Here is a 21,198-nt window from a genome sequence, read left to right on the forward strand (position 1 = left end):
GGGCCGCTCAGGCGAACTCCTCGTGGAGATACGCGCCGAGGTAGCCGCCGAGCGCGCCGAGACCGACGGTGTAGACGAGGAGCAAGGCGAGGCCGAACAGCGCGACGACGGCGATGCCGAGGATGCCGAGGCCGAAGCCTCGCGGGCCGACGCCGATGGCGAAGATGCTGAAGAAGCCGAGGACGACGACGCCGAGAACGACGCCGACGAGGCTCACGAACAGCCCCGAGACCGCGCCGGACTTCACGCCGAGTTCGCGGTCGCTCCCGGTCAGGTAGCCGGCGAGCGCCCCGCCGAGGACGGTCGACCCCGGAAGCGGTGAGAGGACGACGCTGGCGACCGCGCCGACGAGCGCGGAAAACAGCAGGCTCTCGCGGTCGTCGCCGAGAGCGGACTCGGTTTCCGAAGACGGGGTGTGTTCCATGCCCGACACAACACGGCCGGACGGCCTAACGCTTTCTCCGCCGCGGCGTCCCGCGGTCGGAGTTCCGGTACCGCCCCGTTTTTAGCACCGTGGCGCGTTTCAAACGAGCATGACCGGTGCCGCCCACGACTTCGGGTTCGACCACGTCCCGGAGACAGACCAGTCGTTCGAGAACGCCTTGGCGAAGGCGCGAGCGGGCGAGCGCCTCACGGTCGACGACGGCGTCGAACTCATCACGACGGGGACCGACCGCGAGGGAATCGACGCCGCGCGCAAGGAACTCGTGCTCGAAGCCGCCGACCGCCGGCGCGCCGAGATGGTCGGAAACGACGTGACGTTCGTCGCCAACCTCAACAACAACGTGACGACGGCCTGCAACACCGGCTGTCTGTTCTGTAACTTCAAGAACACCGCCCACCTGTTCGAGTCCGACTCCGACGCCGACCACGGCGGCTTCACGAAGACGCCCGCCGAGTCCCGCGACATCGTCGCCGACGCGGTCGAGATGGGTATCTACGAGGTCACGTCCGTCTCCGGCCTCCACCCCGCGCTCGTGCTCGACGAGGAACACCGCGAGATTCTCGAAGCCTACGACAACCCCGCCGCCGAGGTGAACTACAAGCCGCCCGAGGCGTACGACACCGACCCCGCGAGCTACGCCGAACAGCTTTCCGCCATGTCGGTCGACGGCGCGCACGTCCACTCGATGACGCCCGAGGAGGCCCACCACGCAAAGCGCGGCACCGACTGGAGCTACGAGGAGGTCTACCGCCGCCTCGCCGACGCGGGCCTCGCCAGCGCGCCCGGCACCGCCGCGGAGATTCTCGTCCCCGAGGTGCGCGAGGTCATCTGCCCCGGGAAAATCGGCACCGACGAGTGGGTCGCCGGGATGGAGGGCGCGATGGAGGCCGGCCTCGACGTGACGGCAACCATCATGTACGGCCACGTCGAGACCGAGAAACACCGCGTGCTCCACCTCGACGTGATTCGGGACCTACAGGACCGCTACGGCGGCATCACCGAGTTCGTCCCGCTGTCGTTCATCCACCAGAACACGCCGCTGTACGACCGCGGCCTCGTGACCGGCGGCGCGTCCGACGACGAGGACGAACTGATGGTCGCCGTCGCGCGGCTCTACCTCGACAACGTCGACCACATCCAGTCGTCGTGGGTGAAGTTCGGGAACGCGAAGGCGCTGAAGCTCCTCAACTGCGGCGCGGACGACCTGATGGGGACGATTCTCTCCGAGGAGATAACGAAGCGCGCCGGCGGCGGCTTCGGCGAGTTCCGCTCGTTCGATGACTACGTCGACATGATAACCGCCATCGGCCGCCGCCCGGTCGAGCGCTCGACCGACTACCGGACCCGTCGCCCCATCGATATCGACGACGGCCCGCACGGCCCGACGCTCGGCCCGCGCGCCGACGGGACGCCGCTCCTCGACGGTCGGCGCGACCCGGCGACCGCCGACGACTGAGATGATGGCGACCACCCACGCGGTCGTGGGGCTGACCCTCGCCGCACCGCTGGTCTGGATTGCGCCCGAACTCGCCACCGCCGCGGCCGTCGGCGCGCTCGCCGGCGGCGTCTTCCCCGACGTGGACCTCTTCGTCGGCGTCCACCGCAAGACCCTGCACTTCCCCGTCTACTACAGCGTCGCGGCCGCGGTGTTCGGAGCCGTCGCCGTCGCATCCCCCTCGACGCTCACCGTCGCGGCCGCGTTCTTCTTCCTGTCGGCGGGGCTTCACTCCGCGTCCGACTGGCTCGGCGCGGGCGGCGAACTCCGGCCGTGGGACCGCACCTCCGACCGCGCGGTGTACGTCCATCCCGCGAAGCGCTGGCTCCGCCCCCGCTATCTCGTCCGCTACGACGGCGCGCCCGAAGACCTCGCGCTGACGCTCCTGTTTTCGGTCCCCGGGTTTCTCGTCTTCTCCGGCGGCGTCCGCGTCGCCGTCGCGGTCGGCGTCGCCGTCGCGCTGTTCTACACCGGCTTCAGAAAGCGGATGCCCGAGTGGTTCGGCATCTGAGGCGCGGCGTCTGCGAGGACGACCGCGCCCGCGGGCGTTCGGCCCGACCACGAAACTCATACGTCTCGGTCGCCGAGTAGGCGAAGCGATGACGACTCGACGGAACCGACCGGCGCTGGAGGTGTTCGCCCCGTGATGGCCCCGACGCACGTGTCGATGAGCCTCGCGCTCGCCGCCGCCGTCGCGGTCGTCGCCCCCGCCGCCGCACCCCTCGTCGTCGCGGCGGCGCTCGTCGGCGGCGTCTTCCCCGACCTCGACATGGTCGTCGGCGTCCACCGAAAGACGTTCCATCAGGTCGAGGCGTTCGTCGTCGGCTCGGTCGGAGCGGTCGCGGTCGCGGTCGTCACGGGCGACCCGCTGGCCGCGGCCGCGGCGACCGGGTTCGTCGCGGCGGCGCTCCACTGCGCGGCCGACTACCTCGGCGGCAGTAGCGAGGCCCGCCCGTGGGAGGCCCGAACCGACCGCGGCGTCTACGTCCGCAGTCTCGGCGGCTGGGTCGAACCTCGACGCCTCGCCGCCTACGACGGCTCGCCCGGCGACTTCGCGCTCGCCGCGGCGCTGTCGGTGCCGGGGTTCCTGACGCTCGGCGACGGCGCGCGGGGGGTTCTCCTCGCCAGCCTCGCCGTCGGCGTCGCCTACACGGTCGTCAGAAAGCGCGTGCCACAGCTCTCGGGGCGCGCGCCCGCGGTGACCGCCGTGGTCGTCGCGCTCTACTCGCTTTTCGTCCGCCGCCGATAAGCCGTCGCCCGACTCAGTCGCTGGCGTTCGGCGGAGCCGGCCCGCCGCTTCCGAGCGACGACGCCGGCCCCTCGCGGCCGGTCGCCGACTCGACCGCCAAGCGAGCGAGTCGGAACTCCCGGCACTCGCCGACGCCGAGGGCGTTCTGCGGGAGCACCGCGTTGTCGGCGAGCGCCCGAAACGCGCGGGACTCCTCGTCGGCCGCCACGGGAACGAGGCGACCGCGGACGACGACGCTGTGCCAGTCGTCGACGCTCTCGACGGCGCTCACGACGAGTTCGACCGGGCCGTCGGTCGCGGCGAAGCGACTCGCGTTCGACTCCGCCGGGGCCGCAAGCTGGAAGTAGAGGTCGTCGCCGTCGACGCCGAACGACATCGGGCGGGCGACCACGTCGCCGTCGACCGCGGCCGAGAGGACGCCGTGGCCTCGTCGTCGAAGCACCTCGGCGATGGTCTCGTCGCTCAGTTCGCGGCCGCGTTCGACCCAGTCCGTGCTGTCGTGGTTCCCGCCTTCCATACCCCCCCGTTTATTCGGAGGTGTATAACCGACTGTGGGACGTTTTCGCCCGGCGAGAACGAACGAAACCGCGGTCAGTCGGGAATCGACAGCGGGCCGTCGCCGCGGGCGACGTTTCGGAACCGGCGGCCGTGAACGTCGTCGGCGCCGAGCCGGTCGGTAATCGGGTCGCGGAGCCACTCGCGGTCCGGCGCGGTCGCGGGCGCGGGCGCGCCGTCGCCCTCGTCGGTTTCGCCGGCCGGTCCGAGCGCCCCGCCCGGCAGGAACCGCTCGTAGACCGGCAGTCGCTCGCGGAGCGGGACGCCCGCCTCGTCGGCGATGTCGGCGAGTTCTCGGAGCGCGGGCCACTCGTAGTCGGGGTTGACGTAGTCGTCGGTGACCGGCGAGACGCCGCCGAGGTCGTCGACGCCGCAGGGGACGAGGTCCGCCGCCGCCGAGAGGTTCGGCGGCACCTGCACCGACACCTCCTCGGGGAGCGCGACCCGCGCCATCGCCACGACCCGGCGCATCGCGTCGAGCGACGGGCGCTCGTAGTCCGACCGCTCGTTGGGGACGACGTTCTGGACGATGACCTCCTGTACGTGGCCGTAGCGCTCGTGGAGCGCGCGGATGGCCAGCAGGCTCTCCGCGCGGTCGCGCCACGTCTCGCCGATGCCGACGAGGATGCCCGTCGTGAAGGGGACGCCCACCTCGCCCGCGGCGCGGACGGTGTTGAGCCGCTGGCCCGGCGTCTTCCGGCGGTTCCCCGAGTGGGCGGCCACGTCGGCGGTCGTCTCCAGCATCACGCCCATGCTGGCGTTCAGGGGCGCGAGGTCGGCGAACTCCTCGCGGGTCAGGTCGCCGGGGTTCGAATGCGGCAGGAGGCCCTCGTCGAGCGCGACTTCGCAGGCCGCCGCGAGGTAGTCGAGGATGTCGTCGTAACCCCACTCGTCGAGCTGGCGGTGAATCGCCGTGTAGCGCTCGTCGGGGGCGTCGCCGAAGGTGAAAAGCGCCTCCGTACAGCCGGCGTCCGCGCCCGTGCGGACCGTCTCGCGGACCTCGTCGAGGGACATCAGCGTCGCCTCGCCGGGCACGTCGTAGTAGGTGCAGTAGGTGCAGGTGTACCGGCAGGCGGTCGTCAGCGGGACGAAGACGTTCCGCGAGAACGAAAGCGACGCCGGCGCGTCGGCGTCGTCCGGGGTGACGGCGAGCAGTCGCTCCACGTCGGCGTCGTCGATAGTCAGGTCGACTCCGTACTCGTCGGCACCCGGGAACATACCTCCCGGTGTGTGACGAGCCACTAAAAGCGTGTCACTCGCGGCCGATACGGTGGGTGTTCGAGACTGCGGCGGCAGAACGGAAGTCGAGCTCGGGGCCGGATAGTTGGTGCCAGACACGTCTCCGGCCCGTCCGAGGCGCCGTCAGGCGCTCGCCCCGAGTTGGTTGCGAGTGAGACTCGCGTCGTCGTCGCGACGTTCGGACTCCACTTCGACCCCCACGTCGTCTTCGCGACGCGGAGCGCGCGGCGTACGTTGCCTCAGTTCCCGCCGGGCAGACAGACAACCGCGCCAGACACTGTTTATCGCGGACCGTTAAGGTCCTATCGGCGCGCGCGGACGGCCTCGACCCGGCCGGTCCCGCGTTCGAGCCGGACGCCGGCGTCGACCAGCCACTCGCGGGCGCGGCCCTCGCCGTGGACGAGCACCTCGACGAGGTCGCTCGGCTCGTCCACGTCGACGGCGAGCCGCATCGAATCCACCTCGGCGAACGAACAGCCGGCGTCGCGGGCGATTCGCCGGTGGTCGAGGATGGACGCGCCGTGGTAGTCCACGGAGAACTCCGGGTCGCGGACGACGAGCGCGTTCGTTCCGCCCCCGAGACCGGGTGCGGCGACCACGTCGCCGTCGGTCTCGAACAGCCGCGAGAGCGCCGCGGGCGTCGCGAGCGCGAGGTCGGCCATGACGACCGCGACGGGGTCGCCGCCGAGTCCGTCGAGTTCGTCGCTGACGACCGCCGTGAGCGGCCGGTCGTCCACGGTGACGGGTGCCCCGACCGAGACGGGCGCGTCCGCGACGACCGCGGGGTCGCCGCCGGCCGCGCGGACCGCGTCGAGTACGTCCCGGAGCATCGAGACCGCGAAGTCGCGTCGCTCGTCGGCGTCAAAAAATGAGGCGAGTCGGGTCTTCGGCTCGCGTCCCCCGAAGGGAACGACGACTCGCACGGAGAATCAGCCCAGTTTGTCGTAGCTCGTCTGCTGGGAGCGCCAGTAGAGGAACCCACCGACGATGAGCGCGACGACGAGCAGACCGCCCGCCGCGTAGATGAGCAGTTGGGTCGTCTGACTCGACTGCCGAGCCTGATTCGCGCTCGTCTCCGCCTCGTTGGCGAGGTTCGTCGCGAGGTTGAACTCCTCGCCGTTGTACGCTTCGACGGCGTTGTTGAACGTCTGCTGGGCTTGTTGCGTGTTGGCCCCACTCGCACGCTGAATCGCGTCCCGCGCGCTATCGAGTTCATCGCGCGCGGCGGCGCTGTCTTCGGTGTAGTGGTGGACCGTCCACGAGTCGATATCGTTACTGGAGCCGCCTTCGCGGGTCTGGTCGAGCGAGATGATGGTGAACGTCTGTGCGGGGTCGTAGCTGAACGACTCCACCTCGGGAACGATTCCCGTCACGGTGACTTCCACTTCGCTCGTCCCGTCGGCAGTGGCGATTTCAGCGCCGCTGAAGTTCTGCCCGTCGAAGGACTGCTGGTCGACTCTCGCGCCCGTCTGGTCGTAGTACGCGACGGTCCACGTCACGTCTTCCAGGTCGGTCTCGCCTGCGAGCGTCCACGATTCGAGTTGCGGGCTCCGGTACAGCTCTTCGAGGGTGACCGACGCGGTCACCTGCGTACCGACCTGCGCCTCGTCGGGGACGTCGTCGGACGCGACGCTCACCGCCCCTGCCTGCCCCGCGAAGGCCGACAGGAGTACGACGAGCGCGAGCGCCAGCTTAGAAAAGCGACTCCAGTTCGTCCTCGTCATCGTTTATGAGGGTCTCCAGATTCGAATCACTCTCTTGGCGGATCTCTTCGATGTTGTCCTGTGCTTCGATGGCGACCTGTTGCAGTTCCTTGATGCGCGGGACGTTCGTCACGCCCGACAGAAGGATGACACTCGCCACCTTCTCCGCGCCCGGGATGGGGTAGTCGCCGCCGCGAACTTCCATGGAACCGGTCTGCTCCTCGATCCACTTCCGCCCGCGCTCTATGCCTTTCCGGTTCAGATGCTCCGGGGGACCAGCGAGGACGAGCAGTGCGCGCTCCGCGCCTTCGATCTCACACGGGAGCGTGAGTCGACCGAGCGCGGCCTTGCGGACGAGGCTCGTGATGCGGTTGGTCGTGTGCGCCGTGTCGAGGTTGTCGTCGGGCTCGTCGCCGCCCGTCAGCCGAGACAGGAGGCCGCCGCCCTTGTTCTTCCGCGGTTCGACGCCCTCGGAGGCGTAGCCCACGGTCGAGACGCCGCCGCCGGCCAGCGTGTTGATGATCTCCGAGGAGTCGACGACGGACTCCGCGACTTCCTGTCCGTCCTGGACCTCGCCGGCACCGAAGAGCACGCCGAATCGGTTGACGATTTCCGCGTTAATCTCGTCGTATCCCCCTTGGACCGACTCGCCGGTCTTCCGCCAGGCGTCGTTGTCGAACACGAGGAGGTTGTCGACCTCGCGGACGAACGTCTGGAAGGAGCGCGCGGCGTTGAGCGTGTAGATACCGCCCTCGTCGGACCCCGGCAGGATGCCGATCCCGTAGACGGGTTCGGTGTAGATGCGCTTGAGGTGTTTCGCGAGGACCGGCGCGCCGCCGGAGCCGGTGCCGCCACCGAGCCCGGACACGACGAGGAAGGCGTCGACTTCGTGGACGGGGATGCTGTCGATGGCACCCTGTACCTCGTCGATGTCCTCCTCGGCGATTTCGGCACCGAGTTCGTTGTCCGCACCGACGCCGTGTCCCTTCACGCGGGATTGGCCGATGAGGACGCGCTGGTCCTTCGGGATGTTCTTCAGTCCGAGCAAGTCAGCCTTCGCGGAGTTCACCGCGACCGCCGCGCGGACGATTCCCGCGTTGCGTTCCCGGTCGTACTCGACAAACTTGTCGACTACTTTTCCCCCGGCTTGCCCGAATCCGATCATTGCGAGCTTCATAGGTTCAGTCCCCTCGCCATTGCGTGAATGGCAGTACGAACGCGGACATAAGCGTTGTGATGGGGAAGTGTATTCTCAGCATCAGATTATCGGCGAAAAACGGCGACTCGAAACCGGTGTTAATCGGACGTTATCCCCGGAGAGCGCCTCATACCGGCGAAATGGGCCGCAGTTCACGACCGCTTAACTTCGGAGAACGGTTGGCGCGCCGTCAGTTTCGCTCGGCGAGATACGTGCCGAGCGTCTTCATCGACGACACGTCGACGCCGAAGACGCCCACGTCGTTCCGGTCTGTCGTGTTGTCGAACTGGAGCGAGCGGTACTGGTCTTTCCCCATCGGGAAGCCGGGGACCGCCCCGAGGACGGTCAGGCCGACGCCCGCGAGGCCCATCGGGAGCGGGACGATGGTGATGGACTTGTTCTCGGCGTCGTACACCATCTCCGTGATTTCGCGGAGTGTGAGCTTCTCCGGACCGCCGATGCGGTAGGTCTCGCCGACGTGTTCGTCGCCCTCGACGGCGTCCGCGAGCATCGGCGCGAGGTCGCCGACCCAGATGGGCTGGAACCGCGTCTCCCCGTTGCCGGGAAGCGGGTACAGGGGAACGCCGGGCGCGAACATCCCCTTGAGCCGCTTCGTGAAGGAGACGAACTCGCCGCCGTCGCCGAAGACGACCGACGGGCGGAAGATGACCCAGTCGAGCCCCGACGACTTGACCGCGCCCTCGGCTTTCCCCTTCGAGCGGATGTAGGCCGTGTCGCCGTCGGTGTCGGCCCCGAGCGCGCTCATCTGGACGAGTCGGGGCACGTCGTTGGCCTCGGCGGCCTTGACGACGTTTTCGGTCCCCTGCCAGTGGACGATGTCGTGCATCCGGTTGCCGCCGCCCGGCTCGAACAGCGGCGAGAGCGCGACGAGGTTCACGACCGCGTCCTTCCCCTCGAACGCGCCCGCGATGGAGTCGTAGTCCGTCACGTCTCCCATCGCCTTCTCGACGCCGTCTGGGAGGTCCTCGCTGTTCGGACTCCGCGACATCGCGGTCACGCTGTGGCCCCGCGACTGCAGTTCGCGGCAGAGGTGGCTCCCGATGAATCCGCTTCCGCCGACAACAAGGACTTTCATGCGCTAATATTCGGCGGAATGAGGGTAAAGCTAACGGGGGAATGAGGTCGATTTCGCCGGCGAACGCTCAGATGCGAAAGACGTTCTCGCGCTCGGCCGCGGTCCGCATCCGCACCGCCCGCGACTGCGACCGCGCTCAGAACAGCACCGAGGGCGCGACCGACCCGTCCGTGCGTTTCACCATCCGACCGATTCGGTCGTAGACGACGAGCTCTTCGGCCGCCGCGGGCCACTCGTCGGGCGCGTCGTTCGGGTGGTCGACCTCCGACTGCTTCGTCGCGAACGCCGGGTCGGTCGGGGACACCAGCTCGTCGAAGCGGACGACGCTGTACTGTTTGTCCCTCGGTCGGAGGTCGTCCCACCGCTCGCAGGTGGGTGCCACTACGCTGTATATCGGTCCGCGTTGACATTATCGTTGTGGCGGCGCGCTTCGGCGCGCTTTTTCCGGAGCGCCGAGTTGGTAGGGTATGCTCGTCACGCTCGAAGGGCTCGACGGGAGCGGGAAGACGACCGTCTGGGAGGCGCTCCACGACGCGTACCCCGACGCCGTCTTCACGCGCGAGCCCACGTCGGACTCGTGGTACGGAGAGGCTGTCAACCGCGCCATCGACGACGACGACGCCGACCCGCTGGCCACGCTGTTCCTCTTTACCGCCGACCACGCCGACCACCTCTCGCGGGTCGTCCGGCCCGCCCTCGCCGACGGGGACCTCGTCGTCTCCGACCGCTACTCCGACTCGCGGTACGCCTATCAGGCGGCCGCGCTCCGCGACAGCGACCTCCGCCGCCCGATGGAGTACATCATGGGCATCCACGCGGCCTTTTCCCGCCCGCCGGACAAGACCATCTACCTCGACGTTGACCCCGAGACGGCCGCCGCGCGGAGCGGCGCGACGAACAAGTTCGAACAGGCGGCGTACCTCGCGGACGTGCGCGCCAACTACGAGCGACTCATCGATGCCGAGCCGGAGCGGTTCGTCCGCGTCGACGCGACGCAGTCGCCCGAGGACGTGCTCGACGCGGTCGAGGCGGCGCTCGAAGAGGTTCTCGCGGAACAGTAACCCGACCGCTCGCGCCTCACCGAGAGTTCGGAAGGTTCTCGTACTCCTCCGGCGGCGGAACGTAGAGCGTGTCGATGGTGAAGCCGAGCGCGAGCGGCATCCCTATCATCACGCCGAGCGCCGCCGTCGGACTGCCGAGGTCCACGCCGATGCTGAAGACCCCGGAGAACACCAGCGTCGAGACGAACAGCACGAGCGGGATGAGAAACAGGGCGTACAGGACGGAGCCCCACCGCGTGTTCAGCCGCAGGCGGAAAAAGCGGGTCATGACCGCCGCGATGAGGGTGTGGAGGACGATGAGCGCGCCCATGAGCACGAGGTTGACCACCGAGACCATGGCCGACCTAGGGAGGCGGTGGTCTTTGGCCTGTCGCTCTCGGCGACCCGCTCGTCCCGCGCCGCAGTCGGTCGAACACCCCGGATCTGACCGCCCGACTTGAACCGCCCCGGACCGCCCCGCAGACGGGTGACGTTTATCACGAAGGACCGTGACTCACGGCCATGCACCGACTCATCGCAGAGCGCGGGCTGGACGACACGGGGTTCACCGCGGACGACGCCCGTGCCGCCCTCCGCGACATGATTCGAGCGCGCCGGTTCGACGAGCGCGCACTCGCCCTCCAGCGGCGCGGGTGGATGAGCGGCTACCCGCCGTTTCGCGGGCAGGAGGCCTCCCAAATCGGGGCCGCACACGCCATGCGCGACGACGACGTGTTACTGCCGACCTATCGGTCCAACGCCCTCCAGCTCGCCCGCGGCGTCCCGCCGAGCGACATCCTCCTCTTCCGACGCGGCCACGCCGAGTACGCCTCCGACCACGACGTGCCGGTGTTCCCGCAGGCGGTTCCCATCGGGAGCCAGATTCCCCACGCCGCGGGCGTCGGCATGGCCGCGAACTACCGCGGCGACGACCACGCGGCGCTGGTCTGTTTCGGCGACGGCGCGACCTCCGAGGGCGACTTCCACGAGGGGCTGAACTTCGCCGGCGTCTTCGACGCGCCGGTCGTCTTCTTCTGCGAGAACAACGGCTGGGCGATTTCGCTCCCCCGCGAGCGCCAGACCGCCAGCGAGTCAATCGCGGCCAAGGCCGACGCCTACGGTATCGACGGGATGCAGGTCGACGGCAACGACCCGCTGGCGGTCAGGGAGGCCGTCGAGCGCGGCTTCGAGAAGGCCCGCGCCGGGGAGCCGGTGCTCATCGAGAGCCTCACCTACCGGCAGGGGCCGCACACGACCGCCGACGACCCCTCGCGCTACCGCGACGACGAGCCGGACCTCCCCGAGTGGCGGACGCGCGACCCCCTCGACCGCTTCGAGTCGTTCTGCCGCGAGGGGGGCGTCGTCGACGACGCGGCCGTCGAGGCCATGTATGACGACGCCGACGAGGAACTGCGCGAGGCCGTCGAGCGCGCCGAGGCGACGCCCGAACCGGGGACCGACGAGCTGTTCGACAGCGTCTACGCGGAACTGCCGCCGGAGCTCTCCCGCCAGCGCGAGGAACACGTCGCGTTCGTCGAGCGCAACGGCTCGTTCGACATCGAGCGCTGAGCCGCGTTCGACCCCTCAGTCGTCCAAGGAGATGTACGTCTTCGTGTCGGCGACGCCCTGTAACCCCTGTACGCGGCTCGACGCCGTCTTCAGCACCTCGTAGACCGCGTCGGTGTCCACCTCGGCGATGATGTCGTACGCGCCCGCGACGATGTGGGCCTCGGTCACCGTCTCGAAGTCGCGGATGGGTCCGAGCAACTGCTCCGACTCGCCGGCTCCGGTCTTCACCATGATGAACGCGTGAACCATGCGTGAGATATTCTACCACAGTCATCAAAAGCCTTGCTTCGACCGGAGACGGTCCGCTCGCCCGAACCGGGGGAAGGTTATTTGCCTCCGCCGACATACCGTCTTATCATGCGGTTCGTTATCATTGGTGCTGGACGGGTTGGGCTGCGCACCGCTCGCGTCCTCCGCGAGGAGGGCCACGACATCGTCCTGGTGGAGTTGGACCGCGACCGGGTCAAGCGGGCCCGCGAGGCGGACTTCGACGTGGTCGAAGGCGACGGCTCCCGCGAGGAGGTGCTCGTCGACGCCGGTATCGAGGCGGCCGACGCCCTCGGCGCGCTCACCGCCGACCTCAACGTGAACTTCGCGGCCTGCATGATTGGCAAGCACTTCGGCTGTCGGACGGTGCTCCGGGTTGACGAGGACTACCGCGAGGAGGTGTACCAGAAGTACGCCAAGGAGGTGGACGTAATCGTCTACCCCGAGCGCCTCGGCGCTATCGGCGCGAAGAACGCGCTTCTCGGCGGCTCCATCCGCGCTATCGCCGACATCGCCCAACACCTGCAGGTCATCCTCGTGACGGTGACCGACGGGTCGCCGATGAACGGCTACAGCATCGAGGAGGTGGCGCTCCCGGCGAACGCCCGCATCCTCGCGTTCGGGAAGAAAGACGGCCCGATGGGTATCCCGCTTTCGGACGACTCGCTGGAGACGGGTGACCGCGTGGCCGTCCTCGCGGACTTCGACGTGCTCGACGACGTGCGACAACTGCTCGTCGGCGACGAGGTCGCCACCGCGGCGGGGGGTGCGTGACGATGGTCTACGCCTACATCATGGTCAAGGCCGCGCCCGTCTCCGGCGGCATCGACCAACTGAAACAGGACCTCTTGGCCGTCTCCGACGGCATCGTCAGCGCCCACATCGTCGCCGGCGACGTGGACTTCATCGTGAAAGTCGAGGTGGAGTCGCCCACCGAAGTAAAGGACATCGCCGGCGGTATCCAGTCGGTGGCGGGCATCGAAGACACCCAGACGTACATCGCGATGGACTGAGCCCGGACACGGCCAGCCCACAAGGCCGGCCGAACCGCGCTCGAACCGAACACGCTCGAACACGCTCGTTTTTCAGAAGCCCGCGCCGGCGGCGTCTCGAGCGTTCTGGACGAGGCTCGTCACCGGTTCGCCGTAGTCGTAGCCGGGGATGATGCCCTCGACGAACGTGCCCTCGACGTAGTCGATGACCGCGCCGGCGTCGTCGACGCCGCGTCGCTCGTTGATATCGGCGAAACTCGCCCGAACGACCGCCTCGTCGCCTGCGCGCGTCACGTCGGGGTCGAGGTCGTGGTCGCCGGCGACGACGCCGCCCACGTCTTCGAGGCGGAGTTCGAACGTCTCGTACCAGCCGTCTTCGACCACGGGGGCCACGTCGTCGGCGACCGCAGAGAGCATCGGGACGCGCACCTCCACGTCGAACTCGACGTGGCCGCCGTCCTGCGCCGCGACGCCGACGGTGCCGTCGAACGGCGTCGTCACGGACTCGAAGGTTCGGTCGTCGACCGGTTCGAACGACCCGTGGTCGCCGAACGCGCGGCGGACTCGACCGGGGATGTCGTCTTCGCTCATGCCCGGACGAACGTCCCGACGGGAGAAAAGCCCGTTGCGTCGCGAGCGCCCCCGAATCGCCCGCCTGCGGCGGTTTTGGGCGAATGGCGGCACGTTTAAGTATCTCGCGGCACTCCGTTCAGGTGACGCTTCGCTTTGGAGGGCCGAAGCGTCAGCGGGGACCAATCTAGGGCGGCATTTGCCGCGCGGGCCGCTCCCGTGCGGCTGCCTATCCCTTTCTCACGAAGCTCACATCGGGGAGCGACGGCTCGCGTTTTCGCGCGCGGTCGAGTCGAACAACCGACCCGAGCGATAGCTGAACAGTATCGCCCCGAGAAACGGCCGACCAATAACACTCCGCCAGCGACGCGGCCGCGTCAGTTCTCGCCCGGACCGTCGCCGGCGGGTTCGCGTTCACCCGAGTCAGTTCCGTCGCCGACGGACTCGTCTCCGCCCGAACCGTCGGTGGCGAGGTCGGCCATCGTCGGCGACGACAGCGGTTCGGAACTCGCCCCGTCCGCTGTCGCGGGCCCGTCTTCGTCGCCGATGCCGTCACGAGCCGCTTTCTCACGCACCTCGAACCGGTCGGCGAGCGCCCGGAGTTCGTCGGTCGCCGACGACAGCTCCTGCATCTGCCCGGCGACGGTGACCATCGCGTCGTTCTGTTCGTGGGCCGCGCCGGCCACGTCGGCGGCCTCGCCTCGCGTCTCGTCGGCGATGTCGGCCGCCTCGTCCGCGAGGCGCGCGACCGACTGCGCGGCCGACGCCTGCGAGGTGGTCGCCTCGTCGACGGCGGCGACGCCGTGGTCGACCTCTTCGAGTCTGTCGACCGCCTCGTCGATTGCGGCGACGCCGGACTCGACCGTCTCGGACCCGCGAGAGACGCGCTCGCGCGCTGTCCTGACGGCGGCGACCGTCTCGTCGGCCGTCGCCTCGACGGACTCGATAGACGACGCGATTTCGGTCGTCGCGTCGGCGGTCTCCTCGGCGAGCGCCTTCACCTCGTCGGCGACGACGGCGAAGCCCGCGCCCGCGTCGCCGGCGCGGGCGGCCTCGATGGAGGCGTTGAGCGCGAGGATGTTCGTCTGGTCGGCGATGTCCTCGATGAGGTCGACCACCTCGCCGATGTCCGCCACCTCGTCGCGGAGCGCTTCGACGCCCTCGGCCGCGACCGCGACGCGCTCGTCGATGTTCGCCATCTCGTCGTGGACGGCGGCGCTCGCGTCCCGGCCGGCCTCGCCGCGCTCCGACGCGTCGCCGGCGAGCGCCGCGAGTTCGTCGGCGGAGGCGGCGACCTCCTCGACGGTCGCCGAGAGGTCCTGCATCTCCGAGGAGACCTCCGTGAGGAGCGACGCCTGCTCGGCCGCGCCCTCGGAGATGTCGGCCGTCGCCAGCTCGACCCGCTCGGAGGCGGCGCTGACCTCCTCGGTGCCGGCGGTGACGCGCTCGCCCGCCGCGTCGACGGTCGCCGCGAACGACGCGACCCGTCCGACGGTCGCTTCGAGGTCGGCGAGCATCGCGTCGATGCCGTCGCCGACGGCCGCCATCGCCTCGTCGGTCGGCTCGACCGACGTCCGAACCGTCAGGTCGCCCGTCGCCGCGGCGTCCATCGTCTCGCGGTAGTCGTCGGCGGCGCTCGCGAGGTCGCGGCGGGCGTCTTCGGCCGCTTCGATGCGCTCGCGCAACCCGTCGCGCATCTCGGCGAACGCCCGCGTCAGCGCCCCGAACTCGTCGACTCTGCGGGTTTCGAGGTCCACGTCGAGGTCGCCGCCGGCGAGCGCCGTCGCCTTGGCGCGGAGCCGTCGGAGCGACAGCACCGTGTTGCGACCGATGACGACGCCGACCAGCGCGAGGCCGGCGAGGGCCACGCCGATGAGGACGGCGACGTCGCGCTCGACGACCTGCGCGACCGCGTAGGCGTTGTCCTGCGGCGCTTCCACGAGGACTGCCCAGTTCGTCCCCGAGACGGGCGCGTAAGCGACGACGTCGCCGCCGGCGTCCCCGTCGGTCTCGCGTTCGACGACGCCCGTTTCACCGCCGAGCGCGGCGTCGAGCGCGGGCGTCTCCGCCCCCTCGCGGTACGTCGTGAGGACGTTCTTTCCGTACTTGTCGAAGGCGATGACGCCCCCCGCGGTCACCACGCGCGTCTGGGAGCCTTCGACCGGCTCGCTCAGCAGTTCGGCGTGCTTCGTCGCGTCGACGACCACCATCACCGCCCCGTCCCGCCCCTCGACCGGACTGAGGAACGCGAGGCGCTCGCTCCCGCCGTAGCGGTAGACCTCTGAGACGGCCACGGCGTCGGGGTCGCCCATCGCCAACGACCCCGTCGTCCACGACAGGCCGAGGTCGGACACCGATTTGGTCTCAATCACGCCGTTGGTGCTTCGGACGATGTCGCCGTCCGACGGCCGCAGGTAGTGAATCGCCATCACCTCGTCGGGGAGCGTCTCCTTTTCGCGTTCGAGCGCCTCGTCGATGCCGTCGGGGTCGCCCGTCTGGACCGCCTCGTACTCCGAGAGCATCCGGGACGTCCGGGCGTAGCCGTCCACCCAGTTCGATAGCCCCTCTGCCTCCAGCGTGGCGACCATCTCAAGGTCGCTGTGAGTGCCGGCTCTGACCTCGGTCCCGACCGCGTCCGAGACGTACAGACCGAACCCGCCCATCACCGCGGCCACGAGGAGGATAACGAACAGAAACTTCCGGAGGTAGCTCCGCCTGAGCACCGCCGGAACCAGCGTGGCGAGCTTCATGTCAGTCGGTAGCAAGCGAATGCGACGTAAAGCGTTGTCCCGCTGACTATCAGGAGTGATACTGTGCGGGAAAACAGCACCCGTCTCACGTGCCGAGTTACGAGTTCCGAGAACCGGCTACAGTTCGCTCGCGGTGACGCCGAACGCGAGGGCGGCGGCCCCGGTCGCGCCGCCGCCCGCGGCCACCGACGTCGGGAGGGCGGACACGACGCCGACGACGGCCCCCACGAGGAGACAGACGGCCATGCCGAGGAGCGTGGCGTCGAATCGCGTGATGAGGTGTCCGGGTGTCACGGCTAATTACATCTCATTATTCGAACTGTCAAAATAGTTGTGGGTGCGGCCCTACTCGCCTCGCTCTCTCACGTCCGGGTCGGCCGCGTCGGCGGCGGCCTCGCGCGCCTCTGGTTCCGCGTCGCGGGCGCGTTCCGGGGCCGCGGCCGCGCTTTCCCGCGCTTCGGTCTCGCTCTCGACGGCGTCTTCGAGGAACGCCGCGGACCGCTCGCGTTCGCCCCGCACCGAGGCGTCGCGCATCCCGAGGGCGATGGCGGCGTCGAAACAGCGGACGGCCTCCTCGTGGAGGCCGCGCTCGGCGAGGAAGAAGCCGCGGTTGTACCACGCCTGCGGGAGTCGCGGGTCGAGTTCGACGGCGCGCTCGGCGCGGTCCAGTGGCTCCGACGAGTCGCCGAGTTCCCACAGCGCGTACGCGAGGTTCGTCTCCGCGGCCGCGGCGTGTTCGCCGTCGTCGTCGATGCGGAGCGCCTCGCGGTACGCGCCGACCGCCTCGTCGTACTCGCCGAGCTGGGCGTGGGCGACGCCCCTGTTCACCCACGCCTCGCACGCCGTCGGCGAGTCCTCGTCGGCGTAGGCGACCGCCCGTCCGAAGCTGTCGATGGCCTGTTCGTACTCCTCGATGGCGGCGTAGGCCAGTCCGACCTCGACGAGCGCCGCCGGGTCGACCGCCTCGGGGTCGATTCCCGCCTCGTCCACCAGTTCGGCGAGAGCGTGGTCGTCGGCCGGGTCGACCAGCCGCCCGTTCACCCGGTACGTCGGCGGGTCGAGGTCGAACCCGTCGTAGGGGTCGCCGAATCCCTGTCCCTCCGAGTAGCGGTGTCTGCGCGTCGAAGCCATTCGTACCCATTGGCGGGGAGTCGACATAACGTGCTCGGGGGTCGCCCTCGGGTCGCCGGCGGGTCGGTGGGACGGCGCGGCTCAGTGGGTCGGTGGGGCGGTGGGTCGGCGGACGCGCCGGACGCGCCGGACGCGTCGCTCCCGAGTTCACGTTCGTCGTTCGAGTTGCGCGCCTCGCCGTCGCTCGGCGACGAAAATGCGGGGGACGAGATTCGAACTTCACTCGCTCCGCTCACTCCGTTCGCGACGCTCCCTAGCTCAAATCTCTCTGGCCGCATCGCTCTCTTCACTACGTTCAGAGAATCGATGCGGGGGACGAGATTCGAACTCGCGAACCCCTACGGGAGCGGATCTTAAGTCCGCCGCTTTTGGCCTGGCTCAGCCACCCCCGCGCACTCTCCCGTTCTTCGAGGGGGAGAAAAGTGCTTTCGCTTTACCAGTCGACGGAGAGCGTCCCGTCGCCGTGCGGGTTCGGCGATAGCTCCTCGTCGGTCCGGCGGTCGATAACGTGGATGACGCCGCGGCCCTTCTTCGCCGGGCAGACCTCCGCCGCCTCGACGTTCTCGTCGAGTTCGTCCTCGCCGACGAAGTAGGATTTGGCGCGGGCGAGGCCGGTTTCGAGGTCCATCTCCCAGTTGTCGGCGACCTCCGCGCACCGGCCGGCCCCGAAGCACTTGTTCGCCTCGAAGATTATCTTGTAGGGCTTTTCGTCGACCGGCGGGGCGTTCTCGTCGGTTCCGAAGTCGCTCGGCTTCGGACGGTCGGACTCCTCGCTCATCGTCGGCCCTTGCCGCGCGGTGGTCTTTGCGCTGTCGGTCGCGCGGCGACGCCCCGGGCCGGACCCCGCGCGACGCCTCGGAGTTCTGGTACGTCCGTCGAAGCGCATCTCCCTCGCCCTCCCCCGGCATACCGCCGAGTACACGTACCGTATTCTATCGGGAGAATCCGGGCTCAGTGGAACGCTTCCGTCGAACGGGCAGTCGACCGATTCACCGTCAGTCACGAATCTGTTCTCATATTTGATACCCGAGGGCGTGGTCTTATCACCGACCAGAGGGATTCCGGACCAATGGACGACGACAGCCACCTCCGGAGTCGAGCGTCGTCGGTTCGCGCAACCGTCCGGGCCGCGCTCGGGTCGCGCGCGACCGACGACGAATCCGAATCGGACGCCGCGAACGCGCCGGCGCGCGACGACGCGCGAAGCGACGGCGGGGGTCCCCCCTCGGCCGCCGTCGAGTCTGGGGCCGGAGAGTCTCCCTCCGCCGACGACGATGCCACCGCGCCGGCGGGCTCGAACGCCGCCGCGCTCGACGGCCTCGACGACTTCACCGCGGCTATCGAACGCTGTATCGACGGCGACCTGACGGTCCGGGTCGACGTGCCCGACGACCCGGCGCTCGCGCGCCACGCCCGCGCCCTCAACGAACTGTTCGAGGAGTGGCAGACCGCCATGCGGACCGTCGACGCCTTCGCCGACCAGGTCTCGGCGTCGACCCGAATCGTGGCCGACGCCGCCGAGGAGAGCCGCGAGGAGAGCCGGTCTGTCGCGGGCTCCGTCGACGACATCGCGGCGGGCGCGCGCCGGCAAAGCGAGAGCGTCGAGGAGGTCGCAGACGAGATGCGGAACCTCTCGGCGACCATCGAGGAGGTCGCCGCCTCCGCCGACGAAATCAGGCACGCGACCGACGAGGCCGTCGCGCGCGGCGACCGCGGCAAGCGCGCCGCCGAGACCGCCATCGACGAGTTGGCGGCCATCGGCGAACGGACCGACGCGACCGTCGGGCGCGTCGAGGAACTCGACGACCGCATCGACGACATCACCGGCATCGCGACGAAAATCTCCGACATCGCGGAGCAGACGAACATCCTCGCGCTCAACGCCTCTATCGAGGCCGCCCGCGCCGGCGAGGCCGGCTCCGGCTTCGCCGTCGTCGCCGACGAAGTGAAGGCGCTCGCAGAGGAGACGCAGGCCGCGACCGCCGACATCGAATCGACCATCGAGGCGGTCCGCGCGCAGTCGGCCGCGACGGTCGACGACATCACCGACACGAGCGAGCGCCTCGACGAGGGGAGCGAGACGATTCAGGACGCGCTGTCGGCGCTCGACGGCGTCGTCTCCGACCTCGAAGAGACGAACGGGAGCCTCCACGAGATCTCCGACGCCACGGACTCGCAGGCGGCGACCTCCCAAGAGGTCGTGAGTCAGGCCGACGGCGTCGGCGAGATAAGCGACGAGACCGCGGCGCTCGCGGTCGACGCCGCCGGGTCGGCCCGCCGACAGACCGTCTCGCTCTCCGAAGCGGTGACGAAGATAGGCGCGCTTTCCGACCAAGCGGACCACCTCCAAGACTCCATCGACGACTACCGCCTCCACGCCGAGGCGACCGAGTCGGGCCAGACCGTCGTCCAGTTCTGGCACGGTATGTCGGGCGACAAGGCCGAGGTTCTGGAGTCGCTCGTCGACGAGTTCAACGCCGACCACGACGGCGTCCGCGTCGACACCGCGTCGAAGGGGAGCTACCGCGGCACGTTCGACGCGACGCTCGCCGCGGCCCGGTCGGGGACGCCGCCGACCATCGCGCAACTGTACGAGGTCGGCACCCAGCGCGCCCTCGACAGCGGGGCGTTCACCCCGGTCGAGTCGGTGCTCCCCGACGGGGCGTCCGCGGGTGAACTCGTCCCCGAAATCGCCAACTACTACCGCCACGACGGCGCGCTCTGGTCGATGCCGTTCAACGCCTCGAACCCCGTGTTGTACTACAACGCCGACGCGTTCGAGCGGGCCGGACTCGACCCCGACGACCCCCCGGCGACGTTCGACGAGGTCACCTCGGCCGCGGCGACGCTGAAGACGAGCGGGAACGTCGACTACGGCGCGACGTGGGCGAACTACAGCTGGTTCGTCGAGCAGTGGTTCGCGGCCGCGGGCGAGTGCCTCTTCGACGCCGACAACGGCCGGAGCGGGACCGCCCGCACCTCGCACCTCGACGGCCCGGTCGGGATGCGCGTGTTCGAGTGGTGGCGCGACCTCGAACGCAACGACCTGCTTTTCGACCCCGGAGTCGAGGCTCGCCGGGACGCCCGCGAAGCGTTCCTCGACGGCCGCGCCGCGATGCTCGTGGACTCCAGTTCGAGCGCCGCGTCGGTCGTCCGAGGGGCCGCAGAGCGCGGGTTCACCGCCGAAGTCGGCCGGTTCCCCGCACCCGGGTCGTCGCGGGAGGGCGTGGTCGTCGGCGGCGCGTCGCTGTGGGTCGCAGACGGCGTCGAGTCCCGGAAACGGGCCGCCGCGGGCGAGTTCATCGCGTGGCTCACCCGGCCCGAACAACAGCGTCGCTGGCACCGCCAGACGGGCTACTTCCCGGTCCACCGGCGGACGCGGGACCTCCTCCGCGACGACGGCTGGTTCGACGAGCACCCCGGCTTCGCGGTCGCGTTCGACCAACTGGCCGAGACCGTCGATACGCCGGCCACCCGCGGCGCTCGCGTCGGCCCCTTCACGACCGTCAGGACCATCGTCTCCGAGGGGCTGTCCGAGCTGTTCGACGGCCGCGACCTCGACGCCGTGTTGGCGACGATGGACGAACAGGTGTCGGCCCGCCTGTCGGAGTACGAGAACTCGGCGAACCGCTGAGCCGGCGCGGTCGCAACGGAGCCGACCGCGCCAGCGCCGACCGCGCCCCACCGAACCGCACCCCACCGAACCGCACCGCGACCAGCCCGGTGATGCTTTCGCCGTCGAGCCCTAATTCCGAGCGATGCGGCAGTCCCGTCGCTCGCGCTTCGGCGACCTGATTCGCGCCGCCGGCCCCAGCGACCGCCGCCGATTCCTCGCCGACCTCTGGACCGCCCGCGGGTGGGAGACGAGCGTCGAACGCCGCCTCGTCGTCGCCCGCAGA

23 protein-coding genes and 1 tRNA gene are annotated in these 21,198 nt (G+C 69.5%); 8 read left to right on the forward strand and 16 right to left on the reverse strand.

The window, feature by feature from the left end; genetic code table 11:
• Nucleotides 1-7: 7 nt before the first annotated feature.
• The gene (locus C438_RS09690; protein WP_004969196.1) at nt 8-424 is read right to left on the reverse strand and encodes a DUF5518 domain-containing protein; all 417 of its coding nucleotides are present in this window, start codon (nt 422-424) and stop codon (nt 8-10) included.
• 109 nt (nt 425-533) lie between these two features.
• On the opposite strand from C438_RS09690, the gene cofH reads away from it, so the two are divergent.
• The 3 genes from cofH to C438_RS09705 all read left to right on the forward strand — a co-directional run bounded on the left by cofH (nt 534) and on the right by C438_RS09705 (nt 3,189).
• Nucleotides 534-1,901 carry a 7,8-didemethyl-8-hydroxy-5-deazariboflavin synthase subunit CofH gene (cofH, locus tag C438_RS09695; protein ID WP_004969197.1) on the forward strand — a complete coding sequence of 456 codons (1,368 nt, stop codon included), beginning with the start codon at nt 534-536 and terminating at the stop codon, nt 1,899-1,901.
• 1 nt (nt 1,902) lies between these two features.
• Nucleotides 1,903-2,451, forward strand: coding sequence for a hypothetical protein (locus tag C438_RS09700; RefSeq protein WP_049917932.1), 549 nt, complete (start codon nt 1,903-1,905; stop codon nt 2,449-2,451).
• Nucleotides 2,452-2,586: 135 nt separating this feature from the next.
• The gene (locus tag C438_RS09705) at nt 2,587-3,189 is read left to right on the forward strand and encodes a hypothetical protein (protein WP_083899990.1); all 603 of its coding nucleotides are present in this window, start codon (nt 2,587-2,589) and stop codon (nt 3,187-3,189) included.
• A 13-nt stretch (nt 3,190-3,202) separates the two neighbouring features.
• Here C438_RS09705 and C438_RS09710 read toward each other — a convergent pair whose 3' ends face one another.
• The 7 genes from C438_RS09710 to C438_RS09740 all read right to left on the reverse strand — a co-directional run bounded on the left by C438_RS09710 (nt 3,203) and on the right by C438_RS09740 (nt 9,362).
• Complete coding sequence (locus tag C438_RS09710) at nt 3,203-3,706, reverse strand: pyridoxamine 5'-phosphate oxidase family protein (protein WP_004969200.1); 504 nt, start codon at nt 3,704-3,706, stop codon at nt 3,203-3,205.
• Nucleotides 3,707-3,780: 74 nt separating this feature from the next.
• Nucleotides 3,781-4,962 (reverse strand): 7,8-didemethyl-8-hydroxy-5-deazariboflavin synthase subunit CofG, encoded by a 1,182-nt coding sequence (cofG, locus tag C438_RS09715; RefSeq protein WP_004969201.1) that lies wholly within the window; start codon nt 4,960-4,962, stop codon nt 3,781-3,783.
• Nucleotides 4,963-5,285: 323 nt separating this feature from the next.
• Nucleotides 5,286-5,906, reverse strand: a complete 621-nt coding sequence (gene cofC, locus C438_RS09720; RefSeq protein WP_004969202.1) for a 2-phospho-L-lactate guanylyltransferase — start codon at nt 5,904-5,906, stop codon at nt 5,286-5,288.
• Between the two features lie 6 nt (nt 5,907-5,912).
• Nucleotides 5,913-6,707, reverse strand: coding sequence for a hypothetical protein (locus tag C438_RS09725; protein WP_004969203.1), 795 nt, complete (start codon nt 6,705-6,707; stop codon nt 5,913-5,915).
• Nucleotides 6,676-7,863, reverse strand: coding sequence for a tubulin/FtsZ family protein (locus tag C438_RS09730; RefSeq protein ID WP_004969204.1), 1,188 nt, complete (start codon nt 7,861-7,863; stop codon nt 6,676-6,678). Before C438_RS09730 ends, C438_RS09725 begins: the two co-directional genes overlap by 32 nt.
• Before the next feature lie 211 nt (nt 7,864-8,074).
• Nucleotides 8,075-8,980 (reverse strand): complex I NDUFA9 subunit family protein, encoded by a 906-nt coding sequence (locus tag C438_RS09735; RefSeq protein ID WP_004969205.1) that lies wholly within the window; start codon nt 8,978-8,980, stop codon nt 8,075-8,077.
• Nucleotides 8,981-9,116: 136 nt separating this feature from the next.
• Complete coding sequence (locus C438_RS09740) at nt 9,117-9,362, reverse strand: hypothetical protein (RefSeq protein ID WP_004969206.1); 246 nt, start codon at nt 9,360-9,362, stop codon at nt 9,117-9,119.
• An 85-nt stretch (nt 9,363-9,447) separates the two neighbouring features.
• Here C438_RS09740 and tmk point away from each other — a divergent pair, with 85 nt between their 5' ends.
• Entirely contained in the window at nt 9,448-10,041 is a 594-nt protein-coding gene (gene tmk / locus C438_RS09745) for a dTMP kinase (RefSeq protein WP_004969207.1), read from the forward strand.
• Between the two features lie 16 nt (nt 10,042-10,057).
• Here tmk and C438_RS09750 read toward each other — a convergent pair whose 3' ends face one another.
• On the reverse strand, nt 10,058-10,378 hold the full coding sequence (locus tag C438_RS09750) for a hypothetical protein (RefSeq protein WP_004969208.1): 321 nt from the start codon (nt 10,376-10,378) through the stop codon (nt 10,058-10,060).
• 164 nt (nt 10,379-10,542) lie between these two features.
• Between C438_RS09750 and C438_RS09755 the strand changes: the two genes are divergently transcribed.
• Nucleotides 10,543-11,589, forward strand: coding sequence for a thiamine pyrophosphate-dependent dehydrogenase E1 component subunit alpha (locus tag C438_RS09755; protein ID WP_004969209.1), 1,047 nt, complete (start codon nt 10,543-10,545; stop codon nt 11,587-11,589).
• A 15-nt stretch (nt 11,590-11,604) separates the two neighbouring features.
• On the opposite strand, the gene C438_RS09760 is transcribed toward C438_RS09755, so the two are convergent.
• Nucleotides 11,605-11,838: an Lrp/AsnC ligand binding domain-containing protein gene (locus C438_RS09760; protein WP_004969210.1), complete on the reverse strand. Its 234-nt coding sequence runs from the start codon at nt 11,836-11,838 to the stop codon at nt 11,605-11,607.
• Between the two features lie 108 nt (nt 11,839-11,946).
• Here C438_RS09760 and C438_RS09765 point away from each other — a divergent pair, with 108 nt between their 5' ends.
• Both C438_RS09765 and C438_RS09770 read left to right on the forward strand, forming a co-directional pair.
• Nucleotides 11,947-12,630: a potassium channel family protein gene (locus C438_RS09765; protein WP_004969211.1), complete on the forward strand. Its 684-nt coding sequence runs from the start codon at nt 11,947-11,949 to the stop codon at nt 12,628-12,630.
• A 2-nt stretch (nt 12,631-12,632) separates the two neighbouring features.
• Nucleotides 12,633-12,869, forward strand: a complete 237-nt coding sequence (locus tag C438_RS09770; protein WP_004969212.1) for an Lrp/AsnC ligand binding domain-containing protein — start codon at nt 12,633-12,635, stop codon at nt 12,867-12,869.
• Nucleotides 12,870-12,941: 72 nt separating this feature from the next.
• On the opposite strand, the gene C438_RS09775 is transcribed toward C438_RS09770, so the two are convergent.
• The 6 genes from C438_RS09775 to C438_RS09795 all read right to left on the reverse strand — a co-directional run bounded on the left by C438_RS09775 (nt 12,942) and on the right by C438_RS09795 (nt 18,077).
• Entirely contained in the window at nt 12,942-13,439 is a 498-nt protein-coding gene (locus C438_RS09775) for a DUF5813 family protein (protein WP_004969213.1), read from the reverse strand.
• A 356-nt stretch (nt 13,440-13,795) separates the two neighbouring features.
• Complete coding sequence (locus C438_RS09780; protein ID WP_004969214.1) at nt 13,796-16,168, reverse strand: methyl-accepting chemotaxis protein; 2,373 nt, start codon at nt 16,166-16,168, stop codon at nt 13,796-13,798.
• A gap of 117 nt (nt 16,169-16,285) precedes the next feature.
• Nucleotides 16,286-16,462: a hypothetical protein gene (locus tag C438_RS19690; protein ID WP_004969215.1), complete on the reverse strand. Its 177-nt coding sequence runs from the start codon at nt 16,460-16,462 to the stop codon at nt 16,286-16,288.
• 51 nt (nt 16,463-16,513) lie between these two features.
• Nucleotides 16,514-17,299: a tetratricopeptide repeat protein gene (locus C438_RS09785; protein WP_004969216.1), complete on the reverse strand. Its 786-nt coding sequence runs from the start codon at nt 17,297-17,299 to the stop codon at nt 16,514-16,516.
• A gap of 307 nt (nt 17,300-17,606) precedes the next feature.
• Nucleotides 17,607-17,691 (reverse strand) — tRNA-Leu (locus tag C438_RS09790).
• 41 nt (nt 17,692-17,732) lie between these two features.
• On the reverse strand, nt 17,733-18,077 hold the full coding sequence (locus tag C438_RS09795; protein ID WP_004969217.1) for a ferredoxin: 345 nt from the start codon (nt 18,075-18,077) through the stop codon (nt 17,733-17,735).
• Nucleotides 18,078-18,368: 291 nt separating this feature from the next.
• Here C438_RS09795 and C438_RS09800 point away from each other — a divergent pair, with 291 nt between their 5' ends.
• The gene (locus C438_RS09800; protein WP_004969218.1) at nt 18,369-20,933 is read left to right on the forward strand and encodes a methyl-accepting chemotaxis protein; all 2,565 of its coding nucleotides are present in this window, start codon (nt 18,369-18,371) and stop codon (nt 20,931-20,933) included.
• Nucleotides 20,934-21,198 lie beyond the last annotated feature (265 nt).

Source organism: Haloferax denitrificans ATCC 35960 (genome assembly GCF_000337795.1).
In the GTDB taxonomy this organism is placed as follows: domain Archaea; phylum Halobacteriota; class Halobacteria; order Halobacteriales; family Haloferacaceae; genus Haloferax; species Haloferax denitrificans.

What these genes read in the sequence shown, in the direction of transcription:
- C438_RS09765 (WP_004969211.1), top strand. Translation starts at nt 11,947, where the DNA reads ATGCGGTTCGTTATCATTGGTGCTGGACGGGTTGGGCTGCGCACCGCT.
- C438_RS09760 (WP_004969210.1), bottom strand. Translation starts at nt 11,838, where the DNA reads ATGGTTCACGCGTTCATCATGGTGAAGACCGGAGCCGGCGAGTCGGAG.
- C438_RS09710 (WP_004969200.1), bottom strand. Translation starts at nt 3,706, where the DNA reads ATGGAAGGCGGGAACCACGACAGCACGGACTGGGTCGAACGCGGCCGC.
- cofG (WP_004969201.1), bottom strand. Translation starts at nt 4,962, where the DNA reads ATGTTCCCGGGTGCCGACGAGTACGGAGTCGACCTGACTATCGACGAC.
- cofH (WP_004969197.1), top strand. Translation starts at nt 534, where the DNA reads ATGACCGGTGCCGCCCACGACTTCGGGTTCGACCACGTCCCGGAGACA.
- C438_RS09775 (WP_004969213.1), bottom strand. Translation starts at nt 13,439, where the DNA reads ATGAGCGAAGACGACATCCCCGGTCGAGTCCGCCGCGCGTTCGGCGAC.
- C438_RS09690 (WP_004969196.1), bottom strand. Translation starts at nt 424, where the DNA reads ATGGAACACACCCCGTCTTCGGAAACCGAGTCCGCTCTCGGCGACGAC.
- C438_RS09700 (WP_049917932.1), top strand. Translation starts at nt 1,903, where the DNA reads ATGATGGCGACCACCCACGCGGTCGTGGGGCTGACCCTCGCCGCACCG.
- C438_RS09755 (WP_004969209.1), top strand. Translation starts at nt 10,543, where the DNA reads ATGCACCGACTCATCGCAGAGCGCGGGCTGGACGACACGGGGTTCACC.
- C438_RS09730 (WP_004969204.1), bottom strand. Translation starts at nt 7,863, where the DNA reads ATGAAGCTCGCAATGATCGGATTCGGGCAAGCCGGGGGAAAAGTAGTC.
- C438_RS09770 (WP_004969212.1), top strand. Translation starts at nt 12,633, where the DNA reads ATGGTCTACGCCTACATCATGGTCAAGGCCGCGCCCGTCTCCGGCGGC.
- C438_RS09750 (WP_004969208.1), bottom strand. Translation starts at nt 10,378, where the DNA reads ATGGTCTCGGTGGTCAACCTCGTGCTCATGGGCGCGCTCATCGTCCTC.
- C438_RS09735 (WP_004969205.1), bottom strand. Translation starts at nt 8,980, where the DNA reads ATGAAAGTCCTTGTTGTCGGCGGAAGCGGATTCATCGGGAGCCACCTC.
- C438_RS09795 (WP_004969217.1), bottom strand. Translation starts at nt 18,077, where the DNA reads ATGAGCGAGGAGTCCGACCGTCCGAAGCCGAGCGACTTCGGAACCGAC.
- tmk (WP_004969207.1), top strand. Translation starts at nt 9,448, where the DNA reads ATGCTCGTCACGCTCGAAGGGCTCGACGGGAGCGGGAAGACGACCGTC.
- C438_RS09725 (WP_004969203.1), bottom strand. Translation starts at nt 6,707, where the DNA reads ATGACGAGGACGAACTGGAGTCGCTTTTCTAAGCTGGCGCTCGCGCTC.
- C438_RS09800 (WP_004969218.1), top strand. Translation starts at nt 18,369, where the DNA reads ATGGACGACGACAGCCACCTCCGGAGTCGAGCGTCGTCGGTTCGCGCA.
- C438_RS09785 (WP_004969216.1), bottom strand. Translation starts at nt 17,299, where the DNA reads ATGGCTTCGACGCGCAGACACCGCTACTCGGAGGGACAGGGATTCGGC.
- C438_RS09705 (WP_083899990.1), top strand. Translation starts at nt 2,587, where the DNA reads ATGGCCCCGACGCACGTGTCGATGAGCCTCGCGCTCGCCGCCGCCGTC.
- C438_RS09780 (WP_004969214.1), bottom strand. Translation starts at nt 16,168, where the DNA reads ATGAAGCTCGCCACGCTGGTTCCGGCGGTGCTCAGGCGGAGCTACCTC.